This is a genomic window from Phyllobacterium endophyticum, from assembly GCF_003010935.1.
Classification (GTDB): domain Bacteria; phylum Pseudomonadota; class Alphaproteobacteria; order Rhizobiales; family Rhizobiaceae; genus Phyllobacterium; species Phyllobacterium endophyticum.
The window spans coordinates 1164416-1188106 of sequence record NZ_PGGN01000001.1; the positions used below are offsets into that span (position 1 = coordinate 1164416).

Annotated in this window: 19 protein-coding genes; 10 read left to right on the forward strand and 9 right to left on the reverse strand. The window is 58.3% G+C overall.

Annotation, left to right across the window (positions count from 1 at the left end; all coding sequences use genetic code 11):
* Positions 1–172: 172 nt before the first annotated feature.
* Positions 173–1072, forward strand: a complete 900-nt coding sequence (locus CU100_RS05470) for a bifunctional methylenetetrahydrofolate dehydrogenase/methenyltetrahydrofolate cyclohydrolase (RefSeq protein WP_106716023.1) — start codon at positions 173–175, stop codon at positions 1070–1072.
* Positions 1073–1241: 169 nt separating this feature from the next.
* Positions 1242–2204 carry a GlxA family transcriptional regulator gene (locus tag CU100_RS05475; protein ID WP_106715473.1) on the forward strand — a complete coding sequence of 321 codons (963 nt, stop codon included), beginning with the start codon at positions 1242–1244 and terminating at the stop codon, positions 2202–2204.
* Between the two features lie 164 nt (positions 2205–2368).
* On the opposite strand, the gene edd is transcribed toward CU100_RS05475, so the two are convergent.
* The 3 genes from edd to zwf all read right to left on the reverse strand — a co-directional run bounded on the left by edd (position 2369) and on the right by zwf (position 6437).
* The gene (gene edd / locus CU100_RS05480) at positions 2369–4195 is read right to left on the reverse strand and encodes a phosphogluconate dehydratase (protein ID WP_106715474.1); all 1827 of its coding nucleotides are present in this window, start codon (positions 4193–4195) and stop codon (positions 2369–2371) included.
* Between the two features lie 61 nt (positions 4196–4256).
* A complete protein-coding gene (gene pgl / locus CU100_RS05485) occupies positions 4257–4955 on the reverse strand; it encodes a 6-phosphogluconolactonase (protein WP_106715475.1) in 699 nt (232 codons plus the stop codon).
* 12 nt (positions 4956–4967) lie between these two features.
* A complete protein-coding gene (gene zwf / locus CU100_RS05490) occupies positions 4968–6437 on the reverse strand; it encodes a glucose-6-phosphate dehydrogenase (protein ID WP_106715476.1) in 1470 nt (489 codons plus the stop codon).
* Between the two features lie 446 nt (positions 6438–6883).
* Here zwf and CU100_RS05495 point away from each other — a divergent pair, with 446 nt between their 5' ends.
* From CU100_RS05495 to CU100_RS05510, 4 genes are all read left to right on the forward strand, one after another.
* Positions 6884–8359 carry an aldehyde dehydrogenase family protein gene (locus tag CU100_RS05495; RefSeq protein WP_106715477.1) on the forward strand — a complete coding sequence of 492 codons (1476 nt, stop codon included), beginning with the start codon at positions 6884–6886 and terminating at the stop codon, positions 8357–8359.
* Between the two features lie 38 nt (positions 8360–8397).
* Positions 8398–9147, forward strand: a complete 750-nt coding sequence (locus CU100_RS05500) for an SDR family oxidoreductase (protein ID WP_106715478.1) — start codon at positions 8398–8400, stop codon at positions 9145–9147.
* A gap of 215 nt (positions 9148–9362) precedes the next feature.
* Positions 9363–10205, forward strand: coding sequence for an oxidoreductase (locus CU100_RS05505; RefSeq protein ID WP_106715479.1), 843 nt, complete (start codon positions 9363–9365; stop codon positions 10203–10205).
* A 123-nt stretch (positions 10206–10328) separates the two neighbouring features.
* Positions 10329–11453 carry a beta-ketoacyl-ACP synthase III gene (locus tag CU100_RS05510; RefSeq protein WP_106715480.1) on the forward strand — a complete coding sequence of 375 codons (1125 nt, stop codon included), beginning with the start codon at positions 10329–10331 and terminating at the stop codon, positions 11451–11453.
* A gap of 86 nt (positions 11454–11539) precedes the next feature.
* Here CU100_RS05510 and CU100_RS26530 read toward each other — a convergent pair whose 3' ends face one another.
* From CU100_RS26530 to CU100_RS05530, 4 genes are all read right to left on the reverse strand, one after another.
* Positions 11540–12646 carry a calcium-binding protein gene (locus tag CU100_RS26530; protein ID WP_146141800.1) on the reverse strand — a complete coding sequence of 369 codons (1107 nt, stop codon included), beginning with the start codon at positions 12644–12646 and terminating at the stop codon, positions 11540–11542.
* A 231-nt stretch (positions 12647–12877) separates the two neighbouring features.
* Positions 12878–14164 (reverse strand): NAD(P)/FAD-dependent oxidoreductase, encoded by a 1287-nt coding sequence (locus tag CU100_RS05520; protein ID WP_106715482.1) that lies wholly within the window; start codon positions 14162–14164, stop codon positions 12878–12880.
* 174 nt (positions 14165–14338) lie between these two features.
* On the reverse strand, positions 14339–15772 hold the full coding sequence (locus tag CU100_RS05525; protein ID WP_106715483.1) for a glutamine synthetase family protein: 1434 nt from the start codon (positions 15770–15772) through the stop codon (positions 14339–14341).
* A 345-nt stretch (positions 15773–16117) separates the two neighbouring features.
* Positions 16118–16837 (reverse strand): Crp/Fnr family transcriptional regulator, encoded by a 720-nt coding sequence (locus CU100_RS05530; RefSeq protein WP_106715484.1) that lies wholly within the window; start codon positions 16835–16837, stop codon positions 16118–16120.
* A 747-nt stretch (positions 16838–17584) separates the two neighbouring features.
* Here CU100_RS05530 and CU100_RS05540 point away from each other — a divergent pair.
* A complete protein-coding gene (locus tag CU100_RS05540) occupies positions 17585–17830 on the forward strand; it encodes a hypothetical protein (RefSeq protein WP_106715486.1) in 246 nt (81 codons plus the stop codon).
* A gap of 191 nt (positions 17831–18021) precedes the next feature.
* On the opposite strand, the gene CU100_RS05545 is transcribed toward CU100_RS05540, so the two are convergent.
* Together CU100_RS05545 and aceA are read right to left on the reverse strand one after the other, a co-directional pair.
* Positions 18022–18255, reverse strand: a complete 234-nt coding sequence (locus CU100_RS05545) for an SMc00767 family acetate metabolism repressor (RefSeq protein WP_100000043.1) — start codon at positions 18253–18255, stop codon at positions 18022–18024.
* A 29-nt stretch (positions 18256–18284) separates the two neighbouring features.
* Positions 18285–19574 carry an isocitrate lyase gene (gene aceA / locus CU100_RS05550; protein ID WP_106715487.1) on the reverse strand — a complete coding sequence of 430 codons (1290 nt, stop codon included), beginning with the start codon at positions 19572–19574 and terminating at the stop codon, positions 18285–18287.
* A 258-nt stretch (positions 19575–19832) separates the two neighbouring features.
* On the opposite strand from aceA, the gene CU100_RS05555 reads away from it, so the two are divergent.
* The 3 genes from CU100_RS05555 (at position 19833) to CU100_RS05565 (ending at position 23622) form a co-directional block, all read left to right on the forward strand.
* Positions 19833–21275, forward strand: a complete 1443-nt coding sequence (locus CU100_RS05555) for a helix-turn-helix domain-containing protein (RefSeq protein ID WP_106715488.1) — start codon at positions 19833–19835, stop codon at positions 21273–21275.
* A gap of 144 nt (positions 21276–21419) precedes the next feature.
* Positions 21420–22361 (forward strand): DMT family transporter, encoded by a 942-nt coding sequence (locus CU100_RS05560; RefSeq protein ID WP_106715489.1) that lies wholly within the window; start codon positions 21420–21422, stop codon positions 22359–22361.
* Between the two features lie 169 nt (positions 22362–22530).
* Positions 22531–23622 carry a polyamine ABC transporter substrate-binding protein gene (locus tag CU100_RS05565; RefSeq protein WP_106715490.1) on the forward strand — a complete coding sequence of 364 codons (1092 nt, stop codon included), beginning with the start codon at positions 22531–22533 and terminating at the stop codon, positions 23620–23622.
* The last annotated feature ends 69 nt before the right edge of the window (positions 23623–23691 follow it).

The following is a 23691-nucleotide window of genomic DNA, read 5'->3' on the forward strand; positions in this document are numbered from 1 at the left end:
TTTGCCGATCATGCTTGGATTCATGTCATTCGCCAAGCCCAAGCGTCGTATGATCGCATTGCCCTTCAGATACGCTTTCGCTATTGCGTCAGTGAACGCCGTTATGGCGGTATTGTTGACGCTCAAAATCAACAGAATGGCGCCAGCCCCCAGCGAATTCCAGGAGCAGCACATGGCAGTGACGATCAATGGCAAGGAAACTGCCGAGGACGTGGTTTCGAAGGTCAAGGCCAGCGCTGCCGATCTGATCGACACGAGCGGAGTAACGCCCGGCATTGCCGTCGTCATTGTCGGCGAGGATCCTGCCAGTCAAGTCTATGTCGCCTCCAAGGGCCGCAAGGCGCGCGAATGCGGCTTTCATTCCGTACAGCATACTCTGCCGGAGGACACGTCCGAGTACGATCTGGTCGCGCTGGTCGAAAGCCTCAATGCCGATCCGCTCATCCACGGCATCCTGGTTCAGCTTCCCTTACCGAAGCATATCGATTCAGGACTCATCATCCAGACCATATCGCCCGACAAGGATGTCGACGGGTTCCACTTCGTCAATGTCGGCAAGCTCGGCACTGGCGAGATCGAGACGGCTTTCGTTCCGTGCACGCCGGCGGGATCGATGCTTTTGCTGGAACGTATCCTCGGCCGCGATCTTGCCGGCCTGAACGCAGTGGTCATCGGCCGGTCCAATATCGTCGGCAAGCCGATGTTCAATCTCCTGCTCGCGCATAACGCCACGGTCACGATCGCACACAGCAAGACCCGGGATTTGGCTGCTCTTTGCCGGACCGCCGATATTCTGGTCGCTGCGGTTGGCCGGCCGCAAATGGTCAAGGCCGATTGGATAAAGCCGGGCGCAACTGTCATAGATGTGGGCATAAACCGCATTCCGGCGCCGGAAAAAGGCGAAGGGAAGACCCGGCTTGTCGGCGATGTGGACTTCGCCGAAGCGGCGACCGTTGCTGGTGCCGTCACCCCGGTTCCAGGCGGTGTCGGACCAATGACGATCGCCATGCTGATGGCCAATACGCTCGTTGCCGCCTATCGTTCTGCGGGCAAGGCTCCACCTAGGTTCTAGAAAGAAACCTGCTTCAACTTGTTCGAACAGAAAATCCGGTTAGGGTCTCCTGGGATTGAAAGGTCAGGGCAAGCTAAAAGCGGCCTTTGTCCCAAGCCAGGTGGATCGGCCGGAATGAGCCGGTTGCAGGTGGTCACGGCACGGATACTAACAGAGCCTGGAAGAACATATGCCAGAAGCACTTAAGATCACCAGAACATTTGCCTTTTTGCTTGTCGATAGATTTCCGATGTTCAGCCTCGCCGCTGCCATCGATACGATCCGCACCGCCAATCGCATGTCCGAAGAGGCGTTCTATTCGTGGATTACAGTATCCGCCAATGGCACAGCGGTCAGGGCTTCGAATGGACTCGAAATCAATGTGCAATACGCGCTCGCCGATCTTCCCCCTGCCGATATCACCTTCATCTGCGCTGGCCTGACAACGGAATTCGAGGATAAGCCGAAGGTCATTGCAACACTGCGCACCCTCGGGCGTCGCGGCGCTGTTCTTGGCGGGCTGAACGTCGGGAGTTATATTCTGGCGGAGGCCGGGCAATTGGAGGGACACCGCTGCACCATTCACTGGGAAAATCGTGCTGGATTCCAGGAACGCTTTCCCCAGATCGAGTGCACCGGCAATGTCTTCGAAATCGACCGCAAGCGCTATACCTGCGCCGGTGGAACCACATCGATCGATCTCATGCTCGAAATCATCAAGCAGGATTTCAGTCCCGCTCTTGCCAATGAGGTAGCGAACCAGTTTCATCACGAGCGCATCCGCTCGCAGACCGACCGCCAGCGTGTAGGCCCCGAGCGCGATCTCACCGGCAAATCCGAAAAGCTGCGCAAGATCGTCGAACTCATGGCCGATAATCTCGAGCAGCCGAAATCTGCCGTGCGATTGGCGAAGGCAGTCGGCCTATCCGTTCGCCAGGTGGAGCGCCTGTTCCTGCGTCATCTCAATATGACCCCCGGCCGCTACTACATGAGCCTGCGACTTGAACGGGCCCGCGAACTGTTGCGGCAGACGCACTCGCCGATTCTGGATGTGGCGCTGGCGACAGGTTTCACATCGCATTCCTATTTTGCTCAAAGCTACCGGGCGCAGTTCGGTCGCTCACCCTCGGACGAGCGCCGCACCACTTATTGATCTTTGTGAGCCCATAGGTTCAAGATCGGTGTTCTATGCAAGATTTTCGGCCTGGCGCCGGCAATCATCTTTCTCCCTGCGACGCCCAAGTCCCTGATGGTGAGCTTGTCGAACCACGCACAGCAGCGATGCCATGGTTGAATGCGTTTACCTTGGCAATCCGGCTAAAGGCCAAACACCGATGCGCCGTGATCCGCCCGGCCAACCACGTTGCGGAAAGCGGTGAACAGTTCGCGGCCCATGCCGTAGCTGTTGTGGCTGATGTCCACGTCAGGCGTCGGACGCGCAGCCAGTACTTCCGGATCTTCGAGCACGTCGAGCGTGCCCGTCTCGGCATCGAGGCGTACCATATCGCCATCGCGGATCTTGCCGATGATGCCACCGTCGAGCGCTTCCGGTGTGACATGGATAGCTGCCGGAACCTTGCCGGAGGCGCCGGACATGCGCCCGTCTGTGACGAGCGCCACCTTGTGACCGCGGTCCTGCAGCACGCCGAGAGCAGGGGTCAGCTTGTGCAGTTCGGGCATGCCGTTGGCGCGCGGGCCCTGGAAACGCACGACCGCTACGAAGTCCCGGTCGAGCTTTCCTGCCTTGAACGCATCCTGGAGTTGCGCCTGGCTATCGAAGACGAGCGCAGGCGCCTCGATAATGTGACGGTCGGCTTTCACTGCGGATGTCTTGATCACAGCTGTTCCAAGATTGCCCTTGAGCATCTTCAGGCCGCCCGTCACCTGGAATGGCTGCTTGCAGGTCGACAGCACCTTCTTGTCGGCACTTTCCGCGGCAACAGGTTCGCGTACCACCGTGCCGTTTTCGCCGAGCTTCGGCTCGATCGTATAGGCGCGCAAACCTTCGGTTCCGCCCCAGACAGTCTTGACGTCCTCGTGCAGCAGACCGCCATCCAAAAGTTCGCGGATGATGTAGCCCATGCCTCCGGCCGCATGGAAATGGTTCACGTCGGCAAGACCATTGGGGTAGACGCGTGCAAGCAGCGGAACGATGTCGGATAGGTCGGAAATGTCCTGCCACGTCAGTTTGATGCCGGCGGCGGCGGCCATGGCGACAAGGTGCATCGTATGATTGGTCGAGCCCCCCGTGGCATGCAGGCCGACAACGCCGTTGACGATGCTGCGTTCGTCGATCATTTCGCCCACCGGCGTATATTCATTGCCAAGCGCCGTTATCGCGAGGGCCCGTTTTGCCGCTTCTCGTGTCAGCGCGTCTCGCAGGGGAGTGCCCGGATTGATGAAGGAAGAGCCCGGCATGTGGAGCCCCATGATCTCCATCAGCATCTGGTTCGAGTTCGCAGTGCCATAGAATGTGCAGGTGCCCGGACCGTGGTATGACTTGGACTCTGATTCCAAAAGCTCGTCGCGCCCCACCTTGCCTTCCGCATAGAGCTGGCGCGTCCTGGCTTTCTCGTCGTTCGGCAGGCCGGTGGTCATCGGGCCGGCAGGGATGAACACTGCCGGTAAATGCCCGAATGTAAGCGCGCCGATGACAAGTCCGGGCACGATCTTGTCGCATACGCCGAGATAAACCGCAGCGTCGAACATATCGTGCGACAGGCCAATGGCCGTCGCCATGGCGATCACGTCGCGCGAAAACAGGGAAAGCTCCATGCCGGGCTGCCCTTGCGTAACACCATCGCACATGGCGGGCACGCCGCCGGCAACCTGCGCCACGCCGCCAGCTTCCTTGGCGGCTGCCTTGATGAGCTGCGGATACGTCTCGAACGGCTGATGCGCCGACAGCATGTCGTTGTAGGAAGTGATGATTCCGAGATTGGCTATGACATCGCCGGCCAGCGCCGCTTTGTCCGATGGGCTGCAGGCGGCAAATCCATGCGCGAGATTGGCACAGGCCAGGGCGCTGCGCTTCGGCTTACGTGACGCCGCCTCGCGCAAATGATCGAGATAGACATCGCGCGTCGGCCGCGATTGTTCGCAGATGCGTTGGGTAATACTGCTCACCCGCTGAGAAACGGTCATAATATATCTCCTTATAGCGTCGCCGGAAGTTTGGGAGCCTTACCGGCAATCACTGGGGCTTCTACGGTGCCCAGAATATCTCGAGCTTGATCGGCTCGTGTCGCAATATCGCGCGTATGGGCATGTCCGCCGTTGCACCGGCTCCCAGCGCCTTCTCAAGTGTCGTGCGCTTGCCTGCGCCCTCGATATGCAGCGCCGCAAAGCGTGCGTTCACGATCGCCGGAAGCGTCAGCGTCAGCCTTGGCTCGCCCGCTGCTTCCGCGTGTATCGGCAATACGAGTGCCTGCTGTTCGGTGGAAAGCGCGTCGCTCAACCGATCGCCGCCGGGAAAGAAGGATGCCGTGTGCCCATCGCCGCCCATTCCGAGGATGACGACGTCGAACGGCTGACCCAGCTTTGCAATATTTTGCGCCGCTATCCCCGCCCCTGCCTCTGCATCCGGCGCTTCGTTATAAAGGCCGATGAATGGAGCCTCGGCGGCCTTGTTCTGCAAAAGCGTGCCGGCCACCAGCTTCTGGTTCGAACGATCGCTGGTCGGCGGTACGAAACGCTCGTCCACGAGAGTTACGGTGATCTTTTCCCAAGGCAAGTCTTTCAGCGAAAGCACTTTGAAAAAGCGGGCAGGGGTCGTTCCGCCCGAAACGGCAAGCACTGCCTTGCCGCGAGCGTCGCAGGCCGCGGCAAGACGTTCGGCAACAACGGAAGCAAAAGCCTCGGCTAACGCATTGCCATCAGCGAAACTGTGCAGGTTATGTGCCATCAGCTTGCCCGATCAGGTTTCATGCCAGGTGCGGCCGTCGCGCTCGATCAGCGCAATGGCTGCGGACGGGCCCCACGTTCCGGCGGTATAGCCGTAGGGCGGCTGGTCATTCTCGGTCCAGGCCTTCAAGATCGGGTCCACCCATTGCCATGCTGCAACCACCTCGTCCCGGCGCATGAACAGCGTCTGGTTGCCCCGCACGACGTCCATGATCAACCTTTCATAGGCATCAGGGCTTCTTGCCGTGAAGGATTCGGCAAAGGTCATGTCCAGTGGCACGTGACGCAGGCGCATGCCGCCTGGACCCGGATCCTTGATCATCATCCACTGCTTCACGCCCTCGTCCGGCTGCAGGCGAATGACCAGCTGGTTGGCCACGACGCGCCCGGCGCCTTCGCCGAATATCGAATGCGGTATGGGTTTGAACGAAACGACGATTTCTGAAGCACGCGAGGCAAGCCGCTTGCCCGTGCGAAGATAGAAGGGTACGCCGGCCCAGCGCCAGTTGGCGATTTCGGCCTTGATGGCGACAAATGTTTCGGTATTGCTCGGGTGTTCCAGCTCTTCCAGGTAGCCCTTCACCGCACCGCCGGAAGAAGCGCCCGCGCGGTATTGGCCGCGAACCGTCAGTTCTTCAGCGTTTCTGGAGTTGATCGGGCTCAGCGAGCGCAGAACTTTCAGCTTTTCGTCGCGCACCGCATCTGCATCCATCGATGCCGGCGGCTCCATCGCGACGAGGCAAAGCAATTGCATGATATGGTTTTGCACCATGTCCCGAAGGGCACCCGCCGTATCGTAATAACCGGCGCGATTTTCCAGCCCGACCGATTCAGCGACTGTAATCTGCACGTGGTCGATATGAGCCGAATTCCACAGAGGTTCGTAGAGCGCGTTGGCGAAGCGCAGCGCCATCAGGTTCTGGACAGTTTCCTTGCCGAGATAATGATCGATGCGGAAAATCTGCTGTTCGTGGAAAACGTGGCCGATCGTGTCGTTGAGCGCGATCGCCGATTGAAGGTCACGTCCGATCGGCTTTTCAACGATGATGCGCGTATGGTCGTGGACCAGCTTGTAGCTCTTGAGCCGGCTCGATATATCGGCAAAGAGCGAAGGACTGACTGCAAGGTAAAACGCGCGGATGCGCCTCGTATCATTGCCGATCTCCGCTTTCAGCTCTTCCCAGCCATTGTCGGACGTCGCATCCACCGCAACATAGGATAGCCGCGCCAGAAACTGATCGACCTGCTTCTGGTCGAATTCGGTCGGCTTGACGAATTCCTTGATCGCGCTCTCGGCGAACTTCCGGTAATCCTCATTCGACATGGGCGAACGGGATGCGCCAATGATACGGGTCGGGTCCGAAAGCTGTCCGTCGCGCTGGCGCTGATAAAGTGCCGGGATCAGCTTGCGCTCAGCGAGGTCGCCGGTGCCGCCGAACACAATGCAATCAAAGGGATCAACCGGGATTATCTGACTTGTCATTGAAAGAGTCTCGCTATGCCTGAATGCGCCAGAGGGCGCAGGTTTGTATAATCTAATCGATTTAGAATGGCCAGTCCTGATGCGTCTGCTGCGTCAAAATGCATTGGTAATTCGCACATTTTCTCATGCGATAGCCGTTTCCACGTGATTTCGGCAGCCACCCTGTCGCCGCCCATTCCAGGCAAACTCGCTTGCCGTCCGAACCAGTTGTTCGCCTACGATATTGCATGGACGATGAACTTTTGACAACAAAGCAAGCCCGGCTCTCTCGAGAGCGTCGCGATATGCTGCACAGGCTGGAGGCCGGGACTGCCCTGCGTCGTTGATCAGAAAACCAGGGAGAACTTGAATGCGTCTGGCAAGGGGTCGCAGCGTTTCGCGTCGCAACGCTTTTGCATTCCCAATTCGCACTGTTTTCAATAGGCTCGCAACGAATGGGAGTGATCATGGCCGAAAATCTATCCAGAGTTGTCGCGCAGGATAAGGATTTCCTGAACATCGTGAATGGCAGACACGTCGCTGCATCGAGCCATGAAACGATTGCCGTTGTGTGTCCATCCGATGGGGTGGCCTTCGCGACAATTCCGGCTTGCAATGAACATGATGTCGATCGCGCCGCTCGTGCGGCGCGCGAAGCCTTCGACCACGGCCCATGGTCGCGGATGCCGGCATTCGAGCGTGGCAGGCTTTTGACCAGGCTCGGACGATTGATCGAGCAGCGCGGCGATGAGCTGGCGGCGCTCGAATCGCGCGACACCGGCAAACCTGTTCGTCAGGGTCGTGCGGACGTTGCTGCAGCCATTCGCTACTACGAATTCTATGGCGGCGCCGCCGACAAGATCCACGGTGATACGATCCCGTTTCTCGAAGGCTATACGGCGCTCACCCTGCGCGAGCCACATGGCGTCGTCGCGGGGATCATTCCCTGGAACTACCCGCTGCAGATCATGGCGCGTGTGGTTGGCGCCGCGCTTGCCATGGGAAACACGCTGGTCGTCAAACCGGCGGAAGACGCATCGCTGTCGACAATCCGCATCGGCGAACTCGCCCTTGAGGCGGGTTTTCCGGACGGCGTCCTCAACGTCATCACCGGCTATGGCCGCCAGGCGGGCGCAGCCCTTTCGGCGCATCCTGGCATAGATTACGTGACATTCACCGGTTCTCCCGCCACAGGCACGGCCATACAGCAGGCGGCAGCCGGCAATAATCGCGGCGTCACGATGGAGCTTGGCGGCAAGTCACCTCAGATCGTCTTCGCTGACGCTGACATCGGGCAGGCGCTCCCGGTACTCGTCAATGCCATCATCCAGAATGGCGGTCAGACCTGTTCGGCAGGCAGCCGTATCCTCATCGAGCACAGCATCTATGATGACGTCGCCGCCGCGATCAGCGAACGTTTCGACAGGCTCGTTGCGGGACCGCACGATGCCGATCTCGACCTTGGTTCCATGATCAATCCGGCGCAAAAGGGCAGGGTCGAAAATTATGTCAGGTCGGCCGAGGCGGCTGGTATCGAGATTATCGCTCGCGGGTCTGTTCATGCCGACGCGCCGGTGAACGGCTTCTATGTTGCGCCGGTGCTCTTCGGCAGCGTCGACCCCCTCGCTTCCATTGCGCGGGAGGAAATCTTCGGCCCGGTGCTGACGCTTTTCGCCTTTGGCGACGAGCAGGAGGCCATAAAGCTCGCCAATCAAACGGAATATGGCCTCGTCGCAGGCGTCTGGACCAGGGATGGCGCGCGCCAGCACCGTGTCGCCAAGCGCGTGCGTGCGGGGCAGGTATATGTCAACGCCTATGGCGCGGGCGGCGGCGTCGAACTGCCGTTTGGCGGCTTCAAGAAGTCCGGCCATGGGCGCGAAAAAGGTTTCGAAGCGCTCTACGACATGTCCGCGACCAAGACGATCGTCTTTCGTCACGATTAACCGCAAAGAATTCAGATCACCACGCATGAGGAGACGACATGAAGCGTTTGGCAGGCAAGACAGCAATCATCACCGGGGGCGCATCGGGTTTCGGCGAGGCGATGGCCAAGCGCTTCGCGGCGGAAGGCGCAAATGTCGTGGTGGCTGATCTGAACTTGGTGGGAGCGGAGAAGGTCGCAGCAGAGATAGGCAAGAGCGCCATTGCCGCCCATGCCGATGTGACGCGCAAGGAGGATGTGGAACTGATGGTCAAGTCAGCCATGGACGCATTTGGCCGTATCGATATCATGATCAACAATGCCGGCTTCACCCATCGCAATGGCCCCATGCTCGGCGTCGACGAAGCGACGTTCGACCTCATCACCGGCGTCAATATGAAGGCAATCTACTATGCGGCGCTTGCCGTCGTGCCGATCATGGAAAGGCAGGGCGGCGGCTCGATCATCACGACCGCCTCCACGGCTGGGCTGCGTCCGCGTCCGGGGCTTACCTGGTATAACGCGTCGAAGGGCTGGGCCATCAGCGCGACGAAATCCATGGCGGTCGAGCTTGCGCCCAAGAACATAAGGGTCAATTGCCTCTGCCCGGTTGCCGGTGAAACACCCATGCTCGGCCTGTTCATGGGTGAGGATACTCCGGAAAAGCGTGCGCAGTTCAAGGCCACGGTTCCGCTTGGCCGGCTGTCAACGCCGCTCGATGTTGCCAATGCGGCATTGTGGCTTGCCTCTAGCGAGGCCGAGTTCATCACCGGGATTGCACTCGAAGTTGATGGCGGCCGCTGCATCTGATTGCCCGATAGACCTTGAAACATGTGGGCGGTGGGCTACATTGAGAGAGCAAGTCCAGGAAAAGTGCGAAGCGGTTTTCCGTCCGGAATTGCGCAAAACGAAGGATCAGAGCAATTCCGTGACAACGGACTTGCTCTAGCGTAGCCAAATTTCCCCCTGTGCTGCCCTGGCCCACTCGGACCCCCGTGGCGCTCCCATCTTTCAAGGACATCAACATGACATCGAAACCTGTCTGGTTCATCACTGGCTGTTCCACCGGCTTTGGCCGCGAACTTGCGCGCCATACGCTCGAGCTTGGATATCCGACCGTTGTCACCGCCCGCAACGTGGCGCAGATCGAAGACCTTGCCCAAGGCCATGAGGACAACGCGCTATTGCTGAAGCTGGACGTAACCAGTGCCGAAGATATCGAGAACGCCGTCAAGGCCGCGACGGAACGCTTCGGGCGCATCGACGTGCTCGTGAACAATGCAGGCATTGGTTATTTCGCCTCCTTCGAGGAGAGCGAGGAAAAAGAAGTGCGGCAGATGTTCGAGATCAACGTCTGGGGCCTTGCAAAAATGACGCGCGCCGTGCTGCCGCTCCTGCGCAAGCAGCGCTCGGGCACCGTGGTGAATATCTCCTCCCAGGGCGGTCTCGTCGCCAACCCGGCCGTAAGCTTCTACACTGCGACCAAGTTCGCTGTCGAAGCGCTCTCGGAGGCCCTGTCAAAGGAAGTCGCGCCGCTCGGAATCAAGGTCCTGATCGTCGAGCCTGGCCCGTTCCGTACAGATTGGGCCGGCCGTTCGGCAAATGAAGCCAGGCACACGATCGAGGATTATCGCGCAACCTCCGGTCAGCGCGCCGAGATGATCCGCAACATCAGCGGCAATCAGCCGGGCGATCCGGTCCGTGCGGCCAAGGCTATCGTTGAGGCGGTTGAAGCCAGTGAACCGCCGCTGCGCCTGCTGCTCGGCAAACAGGCGCTTCAAAACGCCCGCGCCAAGATCGCCGACCTTCAGAAGGACTTCGATGCCTGGGAAAAGGTCACTCTGGGCGCGGACTTTCCAGACGCCTGAAGCCAGGCACGGCTGCATGGAAAATCCAGGCTACCCGCTTTCGTGCAACTCCGTCATGTCGGCGGCTTGCGCGGAACGCGGGTATTCTCTATCGCTTTTGATAAAAATAAACCTGGAAACGCCATGCATAAAGTTGTCATCAGCGGTACGGGCGTTTTCACGCCGGAACAATCCATCAGCAATGCCGAACTGGTGGAGGCATTCAACGCCTATGCCACGCGGCAGAACGAACTTTACGCTGACGAGATCGCCGCAGGCACGCGCGCGCCGATGACGATGTCCAACGAGGAGTTCATCGTCCGCGCGTCTGGCATCGAAAACCGGCACGTGCTGAACAAGTCAGGCATACTCGATCCGGAAATAATGCACCCGGTTCTGCCTGAACGCAGCGACGAGGACCTGTCCGTCATGGCGCAGATGGCGGTGCATGCGGCAAGTCTGGCTCTGGCCAAAGCCGGGAAGGACGCCTCCGAGGTGGATGCTGTGATCTGCGCGGCTTCCAATCACGAGCGTCCCTATCCCGCCATTGCCATCGAAGTGCAGCAGGCGTTGGGCATCGAAGGCTTCGGCTTCGACATGAACGTCGCCTGCTCATCGGCGACCTTTGGCATCCAGGCTGCAGCCGACATGATCCGCTCCGGCTCCGCCCGTGCGATCCTCATGGTCAATCCGGAGATCTGCTCGGCACATCTCGAATGGCGCGACCGGGATTGCCACTTCATCTTTGGCGATGTCTGCACAGCCGTGCTGCTCGAGCGCGATGATCTCGCGACGGCCAAGGACCGTTTCGAAATTGTTTCGACCCGCTGCCTCACGCAATTTTCCAACAATATCCGCAACAATAACGGCTTCCTGCGCCGCACGCGCGAAGGCCATATGACAGACCGCCGCGACATGCTTTTCAAGCAGGAAGGCCGCAAGGTCTTCAAGCAGGTGGTGCCGATCGTGTCCGACCTCATCCTCACCCACCTTGCCGACGAGAATATCGCCCCGGCGCACCTCTCGCGCCTGTGGCTGCATCAGGCCAACAAGGGCATGAACGATCTCATCGGCATCAAGGTGCTGGGCCGCGAGCCGGAACCCGGCGAACAGCCCAACATCCTGCAGGATTATGCCAATACCTCATCGGCCGGTTCGATCATCGCCTTTTCGAAATATTCCGACGACCTCGCGCCGGGGAGCCTCGGCGTTATCTGCTCCTTCGGCGCGGGATATTCGGTGGGCAGCGTGATCGTGCGGAAGGTTTGAGGAGCTCTGCCTCTTTAGGGAAGGGTCCAAGTTGTATCCTTCCCTATTGTCGGATCTATCCAATCAGAATGGCTATGCCGGATGGCTCATAGGGTGAATACGTCTTCTTCGCGTGGAAAAAGAGACCCTTTTCCGTCGATAGCAATAGTATATTCTGCAGTATAGTCTGGGCCGACACCTGTTATTTTGTAGTATAAAACACCGCCTATAACCTCATCTACGATGATGTTAACAAATTTAACACCTAAGCCGGTAAGGACAACCCTATCCTGTTCATAGCCGTAGGTGAACCCGTTGATTCTATCCCCATCTAGCGCGGCAAGACTAGCGTAATGGAACTGGTCATCGCCCGCGCCGCCATCCATCGTATCTCTTCCATCGCCCGCCCAGAAATCGTCGTTTCCGCGACCACCGATGAGCGTATTTGCCTGATTGTTACCATAAAGATTATCACCGTAAATGCTGCCGATCACATTTTCGATAGAGGTGTATGTGTCTGTGCCGCCGCTGGTTGCACCCTGACTATTGCCGTCGAGATGAATCGTTACCTTGCCATATGCAGCGGTATAGTCGACAGTATCGGTCCCGCCGCCTCCATTGACACTGTTCTGTCCAAGATTGAAATAGAACGTGTCGTTGCCGTCGTCGCCGAAAAGCTGGTCGCTGCCACCGTCGCCATAGATCTGGTCGTTCCCCTGACCGCCGTGAATGATATCGACGCCTTCACCGCCATACAGCTTGTCGTCTCCTGCATTGCCGTTGATTTTGTCATCGCCGTCCATGCCGAAGATCATGTTGGCATTCAGGTCGCCATTCAGCGTATCGTTGTAGTTGGACCCGACAACGTTTTCGAAACCCAGCAACGTGTCCAAGCCGTCCGCTCCCGTAGCAGTTCCGGCCAAGCCAGCGACAAGATTCACTGTTACGGCCCCGCTTGCATTGAAGTAGCCGACGGTGTCGTTGTCAGCGCCACCATTCAACACCTCGGGAAGGACACCTCCAACTGGTGATGTGCCACCCTCGATGTAATCGTTTCCGCCGCCGCCGCTCAAGGTGTCAAGCCCGGCATCACCGTAATAATAATCGCTTCCCGCCGTTCCCAGCCGCCCATCGACCCCGCGAGTTCCCATATCAAAGACTGTCGCCGTTATTCCAAGAATAGCACGAATATCTGCTGGTAAAACGTTTGCCATGACTAAAACCCTCCCGTTGGTGAGAAGGCATGCGCTGCCCTCTCGGGCTGCGGGGCGGTCACCGGAATGGGGCCTTGAAACCCCGACAGTCGCTGTAATAAAGTGTATACACCTAATTATTTATGTCAAAGTATTAATTATAATCAAGAACCGACATCGGAAATACGTATTGCAAACAATTACTTGAATGCCAAGCATAATAACCAATTTGCTACTACAAAAATCAGAAGTCTATATCCGGTCCATCAGTGCATACCAGCTCAGAGCCAGAAACAACATGGGCGCGCGGAACTTTCGCCCGCCGGGGAAGGCGGGAATATTCAAGTCCTCAAGCAATTTCAGCCGGTCGCGATTGCCCGCCACAGTTTCCGCATAGAGTCTGCCGACGAAATTCGACAGCATCACTCCATGGCCGGAATAGCCGCCCGCCGAGATGACATTCGGCATGACCTCGCGCACGAAAGGCTGGCGCGGCAGGGTGATGCCCACCGATCCTCCCCAGGCCTGCGTCATTTCCACGTCGGCCAGCGCCGGGTAAATCTCGGCAATCTGGCGGCGGATATGCGTACTGATGTCGAGCGGATTGTCCGCCGTATAGGCCTCGCGCCCGCCAAACAGCAGCCGTCCGTCTTGCGAACGGCGGAAATAGCGCACGACGAAACGGGAATCGTCGACGCTCTCGCCGCCGGGCAGCACCGGACTATCGGGTCCAAGCGGCACGGTCGCGCCGATGAACGAACGGATCGGCATCACATGCGCGGCGCTGACCGGTTCCAGATCGCCGCCATGGGCGTTGACGGCGATCAGTGCCTTGGCAGCCGTGACATTGCCGAAAGGCGTCGTGACCGTCACCCTTCCGTTTTCGGATTTGATCCCGGTCACCCCGGTGTTCTCGTAGAGATGCGCACCTGCCTTGGCAGCAGCGCGCGCGGTGCCGACGACGAGCTTCATCGGCTGGATGTGGCCGGTGCCCTTGTCATAGGTGCCGCCGAGATAGCGGGTCGAGCCAAGTCGCTCTGCCGTCTCATTCGCATCCATGTAGTGGATGTGCGGATAACCGTAACGCGTTGCCATGAGTTCGGCATGTTCGCGATAGAGCTTGAGATAGCGCTTCTTGTGCACCACGGACATCTGCCCCGGCACATATTCGATATCGATCTTGTGGGTCTCGGCGAATTGCAGGAGATGCGCTTTCGCCTCCTCGGCAAGGTCGAACAGCGCCTTGGCGCGGCTAAAACCATATTGCGCCTCGAGTTCTTCAGCCCAGGCGCGTTGGCCGGTGCCGAGTTGGCCGCCATTGCGCCCCGATGCACCGTCGCCAAACCGGAACGCCTCCAGCAGCACGACGTCGGCGCCGGTCGCAGCAAGATGCACGGCGGCGGAAAGACCTGTGAACCCGCCGCCAATGATAACGACATCGGCGCTTCTCGATCCGTCCAGCGCCGGATATTCGGTGCGGTCGGAAACCGCGGTTTCATACCAGGAAATGCCGGGGGAAATGGGCGATTGGTAGGGCATATTTTGCGATCCGATTAGGAAATACTGGCGCTGCGTTTATCTCCCGCCTTGCGGGAGAGAAAGGATTTTCCTGGATTTAGCCTGTTTGCTAAATCCTTGGAAAATCCAGTGAGGGGGTAGTCCGATGATTGCAAATCCCCTCGTTATCTCCTCCGCAAGGGAAGATAAGCGGCATCACACATTCAGCAGCAGGAACTCGCGTTCCCACGGGCTGATGACTTCCATGAAGGTCTCGAACTCGGCGCGTTTTATTGCGGCGTAGGTGATGGCGAAGGATTCGCCCAGCATGGCCACCAGTTCCTTGTCCTGCTCGAACAGGATCGTTGCCTCGATCAACCCGCGCGGCAATTCGATCAGATTGTCGTTGACCGTCGTCGATGCGGGCTCATCCGGCTCAAGCCTGTTGTTCATGCCGATCAGGCCGCAGGCCAGCGATGCCGCCAGTGCCAGATAGGGGTTGGCATCGGAAGAGGGGATGCGGTTTTCGACACGCCGCGCCGCAGGGTCGGACCTCGGTACGCGAAATGCTGTCGTCCGGTTGTCGTAGCCCCATTTGACGTTCACCGGCGCGGAGGCGGCAGGTGTGAGGCGCCGGTAGGAATTCACATAAGGCGCGAACATCACCAGCGAGGCGGGGACGTGCTTTTGCATGCCACCTATAAAGTGGCGGAATGCCGGACTTTCGGTGCCATCAGGGTTGGAAAAGACATTGCGCCCGGTCTTCTTGTCGATGATCGACTGATGAATGTGCATCGCCGAGCCGGGCTGGCCCTGGATCGGTTTTGCCATGAAGGTCGCATACATGTCGTGCTTGAGCGCCGCTTCGCGGATGGTGCGCTTGAACAGGAACACCTGGTCGGCAAGTTCGATCGGATCGCCGTGCCGCAGGTTGATTTCCAGCTGCGCGGCGCCTTCCTCATGGATCAGCGTGTCGATCTCGAGCCCCTGGCTTTCGGAGAAGTGGTAGATATCGTCTATCAGCTCGTCGAATTCATTGACTCCAGCGATGGAGTAACCCTGGCCGCCGCCAATGGCTCGCCCCGAGCGCCCGACCGGTGGCGTCAGCGGATAATCCGGATCCGGGTTTTTCCTGACAAGGTAAAACTCGATTTCCGGTGCGACCACCGCTTTCAGGCCCTTTTTGGCATAGGCGGCCATGACGCGCTTCAATACGTTGCGCGGCGTAAATTCCACCGCCTCACCGTCCTTGTTGACGAGATCGCAGATGACCTGCGCCGTCGGGTCGCTTTCCCACGGAACTTCCGAGAGCGTCGAAAGATCGGGCATAAGCTTCAGATCGCCATCATCCTCCGGATAGGAAAAGCCATGCCCGTCCTCCGGATAGGAGCCGGAGATCGTCGCCATGAACACCGCGGACGGCAGCGCGAGCGACGTATTGGAAGTAAACTTCTTCGATGGCATCATCTTGCCGCGCGCCACACCGGCCTGATCAGGGGTGATACATTCGATATCCTCGATATCCCGCCAGGCGAGCCATTCGGATGCCTCGCGCCAGTTTTTCACGCCGCGGGTCGCCTTGACATAGGCAGGCGTTCGCCGCCGCGGCGTGCTTCGTGCAGGTTTTTTCTCAGGAGTTTCTGAAGGCATGGGGTACGGACCTGCTAATAGGATGAAAATGGTGCCTGAAACGGCAAGAAGGTGAGAGGAGGGGTGTTACCTCCGGACGAGAGGTTCGATACTGTAACTTGGCAAGGCCGTGTCGGAGCCCGCAGGAGGTATTTGCGCTCGCCTACTCTGTTGCACAGGCTTGGCAATCGATAAACATCGCCGCCTCTGCACCCCGTAAACGAACGATTGACCTCATACCCATTTGACCAGATTAACAGGTCAGCACCCCCATCACCAGATTTGATTGGTGGCGGGATGATAGAGCAAACAACTGTGACATGGGAAGCGCGACAAAGAAAATTGTCGGCCACTCGTCTTGCGGCGCTAGCGGCGCAGATTGATCCCGAGAAGTCGCTTGAATTCTGCTTCGGCTACGCCATAAAAGCCGTTGGCCTCCGCAATCAGGCCCGGGCGGTCGATTATGGTTATCAGCCCGCGTTTTGAGCGGATCAACCGCTTGTCCTCGAGTACATGCAGCGTTTCAGTCACCCAGGGCCGTCTCACGCCCAGCATGATCGAGAGAAATTCGTGGGTAAGGACAATGTCGGGCCCATGGGCTCGGTCATGTACCATCAGCAGCCAGCGGGCCATCCGGGAGGAGACATCCGCCTGGCCATTGGCGAGCGCCGTCGAGGCCGTCTGGACGATCATCGCCTGCACGAAAAGCAGCAGATGGTCGCGGAGCGAGGTGCTGGCCTTTATCGCCTCGCGAAACCGGTCCGCGCTGATACTGTGGCCATAACCGGCCATCTGAACGTAAACATCATGCGGTGACTGGCTCGCTCCGAGAATGACCGCAATGCCGGTTGCACCCTCATTTCCGCATATTCCCACTTCGATGTCGCGGCCATCCGGTATCTTGGCAACGATGGATGCCAATCCCGTTTCAAGGAAGAAAACGTCAGTGGCGGGTGTGTGTGCTTTTTCGAGTACCTGCCGCAGCGGCAATTGCAACGGTTCGAGATAGGGCGCCAACAAAGCAAAATCATCCGCACGCATGTGCCTGAGAAGCTTGTTCTCAAACGCGGATTGTTGTGCTGGCATCCTATTCCCTTTCCGCCGGGAACAAAGTGAATCCAGCGCACCATATCGGCATAAATATCGAAATAAAAAAAAGGCACAATGCATTGTCCGCTGATGGACAATCACGCTTCCTCAGCTTTGATATATTGCTGAAGAAAAGGCCTGAATTTTATTAGTGTGTATTATACTGCAAACTACAAGCTTAGAAAAATTTACTTTCACAAACTTGATTAACCCTGCATCGATCAACGTATATAGTTTGACCGATTATCCTTGATTTCGTCGGTCCGCCCGTTGAGTAGGCTCAGGCCCTCTTGCGCAATGTGTACCGACGTGCCCTGTACAACTCGGACGTGAACGGCAGGGTTTGCGGTGCAGATACATACTTTCAGTAACGTTTCCTTACGGAACTTATATGTCTCTTGACGGACACAATTAACTAATTATATTGATGCAGTACAATTTAAATATTCATCACGTGCTTTTGTTTAGCTCTTTCTGAAGGGGTAGACTTGAATGGAGAACGTTTACTATTTTTCCGGGTACAATATCTTGCCCTATTGCCAGAAGCGATATGTTGAGCAAGTGGACGCCGATGCCGACGGCTACCCGAGGGACTATCTGGTATCGGCCCTGACCAAGGGTAAATTTGCTAGAAAACATGCTCTTCGTAAAGCCAAAAGGCGCGAGCGCATGCATTTGAGATTCTTGAGGTGCTACTAGACTGTCAGGCTGACGGCAACGCATGTATGACATGGGGAGGAGAACATGAGTATCCAGAAACCGATGCGTCCCACTGATTATCCAAACCGGGGCTTCGACTGCCAGTTGGCCCTGGACGCAGAATTCCGCCGCTCGATCGACATGCTTGCGGACGAGGCGGCAGAAGCAGGGTGGTCGACCGACGAAACCACCAGGGCGATCATCGGGCTCGCGCTTGCCTATGCCGCTGATCAGCGGATGGATCGTTCGATGGTATCGGCCATCAACATAAGGCGCTTGTTTTTGAACTGAACCGGTGATTGGAAGGCTGTGGTGCGAACGTCCTTCGGTTCGCCGCGTGGGGCCAAAGCCGCTCAATCATCGTTGCGTGGTCCGGCTAGGCGCCGGACCACGCACCCTTGGGTTGACAAAACCGCCCGCGATTGTTCGCGGGCGGTTCGCCTCGTCCTTCTGGCTCCAGACCGAGCCAAATGACGGCAAGGCTACTGTCTTGTCACCACGACAGGGATCAGAAGGTCGCCCCAGTTGCCGTCGCCGCCATGATGACGGGCGGAGCGGACAAGCTCCACGGAGACACCGGCGTCAACCGCTTTCATCACCGATTGGTTGAGCCGGTGCAGGTCATTGGCGACCATGCGAATGACAGCCTGCTGGTCTGTGTTCATGGCCGATGACTGCTCTTCGGCCCGTTCCTTTACGCGTGTCTGCGGTGCCATGATTTATCCTCCTTGGGATTTCCGTTGTTCTATTCTGCGGCCGGGCGGAATTGCGCCGTCTCGGTCGATTCCTTCATCGCCGTCGTCGATGACGTGCCGCCGGTGATGGCCAGCGAAACCGCATCGAAATAGCCGGTGCCGACTTCGCGCTGGTGCTTGGTCGCGGTGTAGCCATTGACCTCCGCCGCAAATTCCGCCTCCTGCAACTCCGAATAGGCTGACATCTGCCGATCCTTGTACCCGCGTGCGAGTTCGAACATGCCGAAATTCAGCTGATGGAAGCCGGCAAGCGTGATGAACTGGAACTTGTAGCCCATGGCCCCGAGCTCGCGCTGGAACCTGGCGATCGTCGCCTCGTCCAGGTGCTTCTTCCAATTGAAGGAAGGCGAGCAATTATAGGCGAGAAGCTTGTTCGGATGTTCCTTCCGCACGCCTTCGGCAAAACGCCTTGCCTGTTCCAGATCAGGTTTTGAGGTTTCGCACCAGATCATGTCGCAGTAAGGGGCATAGGCGACGGCACGTGCGATACAAGGTTCAAGACCGTTCTTGACCTGGTAGAAACCTTCGGTCGTGCGTCCGGCATCGTAATCGACGAATGGCTGGTCGCGTTCGTCGATATCCGACGTCAGGAGCTTGGCAGCCTCCGCGTCCGTTCTGGCGATGACCAGGGTCGGCGTACCCATCACGTCGGCAGCGAGCCGCGCAGCATTCAGGTTGCGGATATGCGCCGCGGTCGGGATCAGCACCTTGCCGCCCAGATGTCCGCACTTCTTTTCCGAAGCGAGCTGATCTTCATAATGGACGCCGGCAGCGCCTGCCTCGATGAAGGCTTTCATGATTTCGAACGCATTGAGCGGTCCGCCAAAGCCGGCTTCCGCATCGGCGACGATAGGCGCGAACCAGGTGTCGACGGAAAGGCCTTTTCCCTCGGCCGTCTCGATCTGGTCAGCGCGCTGCAGCGTCTTGTTTATCCGTTTGGCCAGTTCCGGCGCCGCATTTGCGGGGTAGAGCGACTGATCAGGATACATGGCTGAAGCCGTGTTTGCATCGGCAGCAACCTGCCATCCGGAAAGATAGATCGCCTTGAGGCCTGCACGAACCATCTGCATAGCCTGGTTGCCCGAAAGAGCTCCCAGTGCATTGACGAAACCATCTTCGTGGATGAGCTTCCAGAGCCGGTTGGCGCCGTTTTCAGCGAGAGTATACTTGATCTGAACCGAGCCGCGCAGTCGCTGGACATCGTCAGGTGAATAGGGGCGTGCGATTCCGTCATAGCGGCCCTCCGGTGCGTTTGGTACCAGGTTGTAAAAATCAGTCATTATAATCTCCACGAAGCGTTTTAACTCGCCGCAGCCTGTTCAATAGGCACAGTTTCAAGACTGCGTTGATGTGACTAGATTTACATTGCAGCGCGATATCATCCAGAAAAATCGCGTGTTTGGGCCAATTTATCGAGTTATTCTGTTGTGTGTTTGACAAATCGCGTTTGTAAATTTGTAAATGTTGTAATATTCTGGCATGGAAGCGAAATGTGTAAAATCTTGTCATCATCACGATGTACGCAACAGTGAGGCTCAATGGCTGAGGGCAAGATATTCGCCGGTCCGCGCATCAGGCGCATCCGCAATGAGCGGGGCCTGACCCAGACATTCATGGCCGAGGCTCTGGGTATTTCGCCGTCCTATCTCAATCTCATCGAGCGCAACCAGCGCCCGCTGACGGTTCAATTGCTGCTGAAACTCTCCTCAACCTACAAGATCGAGCTCGATACGCTGCAGATGGAGACCGGTTCCTCCATGGTTGCGCTGAAGGAGGTTTTTTCCGATCCGCTGCTTAATGGCGAATTGCCGGGAGACCAGGAGCTCATCGAAATCAGCGATGCGGCGCCGAATGCTGCCGCTGGAATTGTCAAGCTCTACCGCGCCTACAAGGAACAGCAGGGTAGGCTCTCTGATCTGTCGGAACTTCTCGCCAGGGATGGGCGTGCCCCGGCCCTGTCGGCCACGCGTCTGCCCCTGAACGAAGTGCGCGAGTTGCTCGAGCGCCGGCCCAATCATTTCCCCCGCATCGAGGGTGAGGTTGACAGTTTCACCAGCCTGATCAAGCCCGGTGACGATCTGCTCGGCGCGCTAAAAGCCTGGTTGAAGAGCGAACACGGCATTTCGGTGCGGGTGCTTCCGGTGGCGACAATGCCGAACTGGCGTCGCCGCTACGACCGTCACTCGCAGCGCCTGTTCATTTCCGAGCGGCTTTCGCCCTTCGATCAATTGCGCGAAGTAGCGATGGAAGCGGCGCTCATGCGCATGCAGGTGATCATCGCAGCGGAAATCAATGACCTCAAGCTGTCGTCCGACGAGGCGAGGCGTATCGCGCGATTCGAACTCGGGCGCTATGCGGCGCATGCGCTGATGATGCCGTACCAGTCGTTTCAGGCCGCCGCCATTCGTGCCCGCTACGATGTCGATGTGTTGCGCTCGCGCTTCAATGTCTCGTTTGAACAGGCGGCAAACCGCCTCACGACCCTTGCCGGCAGACAAGACATTCCCTTCTTCATGCTGGAGGTCGATCACGCGGGTAATCGCTTCCGCAGGGCAGGGGCGCAAGGTTTCCCGCAGTCGCGCTTTGGCGGCGATTGCCCAAGGCTCCCCGTTCACGCGGCATTCGCCCAGCCCGGGCAAATCCTTGTAGAGGCGCTGGAAATGCCGGATGGCGCCGAGTTTCTAACGATCGCCCGTACGCTTGAAGGCCCGCAGGGCGCTTTCAACGAGCGCCCACGCCGCACCGCCATTCTTCTTGGCACAGATATCGAATTCGCCGACCAGACCGTCTATGGCGGCGCGCTCGGCAACAGGAGCATCAGCGCGCCGCCGCTCGGCAAGTTCGTTGGCTCGACGCCTGTGGGCCCCGCGTGCCGCCTGTGCGAACGTGCTGCCTGCCTTTCCCGCGCCGAACCGCCGGTGACACGGCCGCTGGGGCTCGATGAGATGGTCACAGGGCTGAGCGCGTTCGATTTCCAATAAGATCTTTTTGTCATGGCGCAGGCACATGTTCGCCCTGATGCAGCTCAACTGACGTTCGCGATAGCGGCATCGTGGCGCTAAACCGACAATCAACGGTCGTTTTCCAGACTCAACCACCGCTGCAAGCTTGGCATTCTTGCGTCCATGAGTCTCTCTGCCGTCCCGCTACCGCCCGTCGCCGGGCCTGACCCCGCCAAGACCTCGTCGGAGGCGGCGCTGGGCTGCCTGCTTGTGGCCGGGGCGGCGATCGCCTGGAGCACCGGTGGTGCACTCACGCGCTTTGTCGAAGCCGATGACAATTGGACGATCGTCTTCTGGCGCTCCGTCTTCGCAGCGCTGTTTCTCATCGGTTTCATGCTGGTACGCGATGGCCCGCGCGGGACATGGCGGTTGTTCCAGAATATGGGACTGGCGGGCGTGGGCGTTGCCATCTGCTTTGCCACCGCCTCGTCATGCTTCATCATCGCGCTGTCCTATACCACGGTCGCCAATGTGCTCCTGCTTCAGGCTGGCGTTCCGCTTTTCGCAGCCTTGATTTCATGGGTGTTGTTTCGCGAGCGCATCGGTGCCGCGACCTGGATCGCCATTGCCGTGGTCATTGCCGGTGTTGCGATCATGGTGTCGGATTCGCTCGACGGGGCCGTTTCGCCCATCGGCGACATGCTGGCGCTGCTGATCGCCATTTCCTTCGCCATCGCCACCGTCATCACCCGCCGCAAGGCCCACCTGCGCATGACGCCGGCTGTTTTCCTCGGCGTCGCCATGGCAGCTTGCTTCGCTTCCATGATGGCGGATCGCTTTGCCGTCGATGCTCGCGATTTTGGGCTGCTATTCGCCCTCGGCGCGGTCAATCTCGGGCTTGGCCTCGCGTTTTTCGTCAGCGGAGCACGGCTCATTCCTTCCGCACTTGCGGCACTCATCAGCACGCTCGAACCCGTGCTCGGGCCGGTCTGGGTATGGCTCCTGCATGACGAGGTCCCGGCGCCACGAACGGTCATCGGCGGGGCCATCATTCTTGCGGCCCTTCTCGTGCATTTTGGCTGGGAGTACAGCCGCCAGCGCCGGGCCGCCGCACGCTGGTCGTAACTGCTCCGCAAAACAACTGCGCTGCACCACCAAATCTCGCACTTGCGCAATTTTCGGCCGGGTGTTGCCTCAAGCCAGTTGACGAACACGCTGCAATCTAAAAAGGTAGGAACAATAGGGAACCCGCGGCGTTGCCAAACTTGGCAGTGCTGGCATCATGGAGATATAAATGGGAATTAAGACTGCACTGTTGACGGCTACGTTGGCGCTCGGGCTCGCAAGTTCCGCCTGGGCTCAGGACCGAGTGGTCAACGTCTATAACTGGTCGGACTATATCGATCCGGTACTCCTTGAAGAATTCACCAAGGAAACGGGGATCAAGGTCGTATATGATACCTTCGATTCCAATGAAATCCTCGAGACGAAGCTGCTTGCCGGCGGCACGGGTTATGACGTTGTGGTCCCGACAGCGAATTTCCTGCAGCGCCAGATTGCAGCGGGCGTTTTCCAGAAGCTGGACAAATCCAAGCTGCCCAACCTTTCCAATACATGGGACGTCATCAATCAGCGCATCGCGACCTACGATCCGGGCAACGAGTATTCCGTCGATTACATGTGGGGGACCACCGGCCTTGGCTACAACGTCGACAAGATGAAGCAGATCCTGGGCTCCGATGAGAAGCCCACATGGGACGTGTTGTTCAAACCGGAGATGGCAGCGAAGTTCAAGGATTGCGGTATCCATATCCTCGATTCGGCTTCCGACGTCATGCCATCCGCGCTCGCCTATCTCGGTCTCAATCCGGACAGCAAGGACCCCGATGAACTCGCCAAGGCCGGTGCGCTCCTTGAATCGATCCGCCCTTACGTGCGCAAGTTCCATTCGTCCGAATATATCAATGGCCTGGCCAACGGCGATATCTGTCTCGCCCTCGGCTATTCCGGTGATATCCTCCAGGCCAAAAGCCGTGCAGAAGAAGCCAAGGCAGGGGTAAATGTGGACTACGCCATTCCTGCCCAGGGTGCACAAATGTGGTTTGACGTCATGGCGATACCTGCCGATGCGCCGCACATTGCCGAAGCGCATGAGTTCATCAACTACATGTTGAAGCCGGAAGTTGCCGCCAAGGCGACGGACTTCGTCTCCTACGCGAACGGCAACAAGGCCTCGCAGGCGATGATCGACAAGTCGGTTCTCGAAAATCCCGCGGTCTATCCGACACCCGAGGTGCTGGCAAAGCTCTTTACTGTCACACCCTACGACACGAAAACGCAACGCGTGGTGACGCGCTTGTGGACCAAAGTGGTCACCGGGCAGTAACCCGCAAAAAGACCCCGGCATCCGATGCCGGGGTCTTTTGAAATCAGGATATAAAGACCGGGGCAAATC

Bases quoted from the DNA above. Each gene is read 5' to 3' on its own strand.
- CU100_RS05470 (WP_106716023.1), top strand. From the start codon at position 173: ATGGCAGTGACGATCAATGGCAAGGAAACTGCCGAGGACGTGGTTTCG.
- CU100_RS05475 (WP_106715473.1), top strand. From the start codon at position 1,242: ATGCCAGAAGCACTTAAGATCACCAGAACATTTGCCTTTTTGCTTGTC.
- edd (WP_106715474.1), bottom strand. From the start codon at position 4,195: ATGACCGTTTCTCAGCGGGTGAGCAGTATTACCCAACGCATCTGCGAA.
- pgl (WP_106715475.1), bottom strand. From the start codon at position 4,955: ATGGCACATAACCTGCACAGTTTCGCTGATGGCAATGCGTTAGCCGAG.
- zwf (WP_106715476.1), bottom strand. From the start codon at position 6,437: ATGACAAGTCAGATAATCCCGGTTGATCCCTTTGATTGCATTGTGTTC.
- CU100_RS05495 (WP_106715477.1), top strand. From the start codon at position 6,884: ATGGCCGAAAATCTATCCAGAGTTGTCGCGCAGGATAAGGATTTCCTG.
- CU100_RS05500 (WP_106715478.1), top strand. From the start codon at position 8,398: ATGAAGCGTTTGGCAGGCAAGACAGCAATCATCACCGGGGGCGCATCG.
- CU100_RS05505 (WP_106715479.1), top strand. From the start codon at position 9,363: ATGACATCGAAACCTGTCTGGTTCATCACTGGCTGTTCCACCGGCTTT.
- CU100_RS05510 (WP_106715480.1), top strand. From the start codon at position 10,329: ATGCATAAAGTTGTCATCAGCGGTACGGGCGTTTTCACGCCGGAACAA.
- CU100_RS26530 (WP_146141800.1), bottom strand. From the start codon at position 12,646: ATGGCAAACGTTTTACCAGCAGATATTCGTGCTATTCTTGGAATAACG.
- CU100_RS05520 (WP_106715482.1), bottom strand. From the start codon at position 14,164: ATGCCCTACCAATCGCCCATTTCCCCCGGCATTTCCTGGTATGAAACC.
- CU100_RS05525 (WP_106715483.1), bottom strand. From the start codon at position 15,772: ATGCCTTCAGAAACTCCTGAGAAAAAACCTGCACGAAGCACGCCGCGG.
- CU100_RS05530 (WP_106715484.1), bottom strand. From the start codon at position 16,837: ATGCCAGCACAACAATCCGCGTTTGAGAACAAGCTTCTCAGGCACATG.
- CU100_RS05540 (WP_106715486.1), top strand. From the start codon at position 17,585: ATGAGTATCCAGAAACCGATGCGTCCCACTGATTATCCAAACCGGGGC.
- CU100_RS05545 (WP_100000043.1), bottom strand. From the start codon at position 18,255: ATGGCACCGCAGACACGCGTAAAGGAACGGGCCGAAGAGCAGTCATCG.
- aceA (WP_106715487.1), bottom strand. From the start codon at position 19,574: ATGACTGATTTTTACAACCTGGTACCAAACGCACCGGAGGGCCGCTAT.
- CU100_RS05555 (WP_106715488.1), top strand. From the start codon at position 19,833: ATGGCTGAGGGCAAGATATTCGCCGGTCCGCGCATCAGGCGCATCCGC.
- CU100_RS05560 (WP_106715489.1), top strand. From the start codon at position 21,420: ATGAGTCTCTCTGCCGTCCCGCTACCGCCCGTCGCCGGGCCTGACCCC.
- CU100_RS05565 (WP_106715490.1), top strand. From the start codon at position 22,531: ATGGGAATTAAGACTGCACTGTTGACGGCTACGTTGGCGCTCGGGCTC.